Annotated in this window: 2 protein-coding genes; both read left to right on the forward strand. The window is 38.4% G+C overall.

The window, feature by feature from the left end:
- The first annotated feature begins 123 nt into the window (after positions 1-123).
- Complete coding sequence (locus tag BIZ38_RS21555) at positions 124-2,262, forward strand: YjbH domain-containing protein (protein WP_187491280.1); 2,139 nt, start codon at positions 124-126, stop codon at positions 2,260-2,262.
- Positions 2,263-2,357: 95 nt separating this feature from the next.
- Complete coding sequence (locus tag BIZ38_RS21560) at positions 2,358-2,702, forward strand: four helix bundle protein (RefSeq protein ID WP_130167815.1); 345 nt, start codon at positions 2,358-2,360, stop codon at positions 2,700-2,702.
- Positions 2,703-2,814 lie beyond the last annotated feature (112 nt).

Consider the following 2,814-nt stretch of genomic DNA (forward strand, 5'->3'; position numbering starts at 1 on the left):
ACCTAGCACCTAGCACCTAGCACCTAGCACCTAGCACCCTCGCTATTAACTTCTCGTTTTTCACTTCTAATGTTATATTTAATCTAATTTAAGGATTTTTATAATTTTAACTCGGAATAGTTTATGTCTAAGCTAAATGTCTTTTTAGGTAGTGCAATAGCTCTAAGTTCACCATTTGTTTTTGCTGAAAAAATGAATTCTCATCAATCTTTTGCTGGTTATACCGGTTTAATCAATACCCCAAATGCTGAAATCCAAGATAAAGGGGTTGTAGGGTTTGGGTATAATAATCAGTTAGATATTAATGGTGATAAATATATAGATGGGCATAATTTTATTGTTAGTGCAGGCTTATATGACAGTTTAGAGGTTAGTGGTCTAATAGCTACTAATACAATGCACGATAATTTGTTTGTAGGAGAAGGTAGAAAACAAATCAGAGACTTATCTTTTAATGCAAAGTTTCAAATTCCTTATATTCCAAAAGATTGGTTCAGTCTTGCTATTGGTGGTCGAGATATCGGTGGTTATGAAAACAAATACAGAACTTATTATGTAGTGGCTTCTAAAGAGTTATGGGATTTTAGGTTTTCTGCTGGTGCAGCTAAAAGTGATAGTCTGCATGGGCAAATGGATGGAATGTTTGCAGGTGTTGAGTATCAAGTTTTTGATTGGTTTAGTTTACAAGCAGAGCATGATGCAGAGGCATTTAATGCGGGTGCTAAAATCACTATTCCTAAAAAGTGGCTTTATGATATTGGCGAGCTAACCTTTACCAGCCGTTTTTATAGTAACACAGATTACTCAGAACAAGACACCTATTGGGGTGTTAACTTTAGCATGCCGCTTTCAAGCGAAGATAAACAGAATTATAAAAAAGTTAAAGCCGCACCTTATGTGGCTCCAGTTGCATCTCAACCAATTGCTAAAATTGATGATCATGGTATCGGTTTTATACAAACAGCCATGGCGCCAGAATTAGCTGAACAAGCAAAGGCAGTTACAGTAGCAAGTGTAAAACAAGCACCAACAGCCAATACGCAACAACTAGCCAACTCAAGTTTAAATAGCCAAGTGATCGAATTAAAACAAGCGTTAATAAACGATGGCTTTGAAAATGTAGTAGTTGGCTATAATCTGAAAACTGTATTCGTAAACTTTGAAAACTCGGTATTTAACCGTAACGATATTGATGCAATTGGTGTGGTACTAGGCCGTATTGCTGAAAGTGTAACAAATGAAAATACGCACTTTAACGTACAACTTTCTAAAACAGATATCCCTTTAATTGCGATTCAGGGCGAGGTTGATAACTACCGCTTATTTATCGAAAAAGGTGTAAGCCCTGATTTAAATGTACAGCAAGGTAAAGCAACTATACCTGAAGGTGTAGTATGGGCCGGTAAAGCAGAGGCAAGCCCTTACTTTAAACCGCGCTTAACTTTAAGCCCTGCTTTATCTAATACTTATGCAACAGAATTTGGCGTATTTGACTACTCTGTAGGTTTACGTGCCGAGCTTGACGTGCCGTTATGGCAAGGTGGTGGTATAAAGGTTACCGGCCAAACTATTTTAGATGAAAGCAGTGACTATGAAGATAACGGTGTATTTGATAATTACAGCCTAGATGAAGGTATTGTAAATGCGATGCTGCACCAAACCTTTGCGTTACCATATGGTTTTTATAACCAAACACAAATTGGTTTCTTTAAAGACTACTTTGATTACAAAGCTATTATTAACGAAACGGCTTGGTTAAGCCCCGAAGGCCGACACAAAGTAAGTGCCAAAATCGGTTATTTTGATTATGCAGACTATCGTGCCTCACGTGAGTACGAAACACTCACATACCTATACAACTGGGTAGAGCAAGACATTACCCTGCATGCTACGGCAGGTAAGTATTTTTATGGTGACAGTGGTGTAAAACTTGAAAGTCGTTTTTGGTTTGGTGATAGCTACATAGCTGTATTCTATGAGGACACTGATGCGCAAAAAGCAGGTGTAGGAGTTAGTATCCCACTTACACCACGTAAAGACATGAAAGTCACACCGTTTGGCCAGTTAAAAGGCCGTGAAATGTGGCGAGTTGGCCTATCAACGCAAATTGGGAAATTAAACACCTTGGTATTTAACCAAGGTTACGCTCCTTCAACTCAAGTCACTTTAGACAATACAATGTTTAAACGTGGCCGTTTAACTTCGAGCTATATTTATAGCAACCTAGCGCGAATGAAAGAAGCGTATGAGAGTTATAAATAGTAGCGACTCGCAGTAGCGGGGGGCGAGAAACGGAATACGAGAAACGAGAAACGAGAATCGAGATACGAGTCAGATACTGATGCCAAGGAGTGGCTATGTACTACGAGAGATTAGATGTATGGAAAAGATCTTTTCAATTAAGTCTTTTAGTTTATAGAAGTTTTTATTTACTCAAAGATTTTAGTTTAAAAGATCAAATGTGTCGCTGCTCGGTTTCAATTCCAAGTAACATCGCTGAAGGGTATGAGCGCTTTTCCAAAAAAGAAAGAGCTCATTTCCTTTCTATAGCTAAAGGCTCCGTCGGTGAACTCAAAACACAAGTTATGCTTGCTTTTGAATTGGGTTACTTGCACAAGGAAAACTACTTACTCATAACAAATGAGTGTGAAGAAATTGGTAAAATGTTAGGTAAATTAATGTACTTACATAAAAATAATTAATTTACCCTTGTATACTCGCAACTCGCAACTCGCAACTCGCAACTCGCAACTCGCAACTCGCAACTCGCAACTCGCAACTCGCAACTCGCAACTCGCAACTCGCAACTCGCAA

Origin of the sequence: Pseudoalteromonas sp. BZK2, assembly GCF_014349195.1 — a bacterium.
Taxonomy (GTDB): domain Bacteria; phylum Pseudomonadota; class Gammaproteobacteria; order Enterobacterales; family Alteromonadaceae; genus Pseudoalteromonas; species Pseudoalteromonas simplex.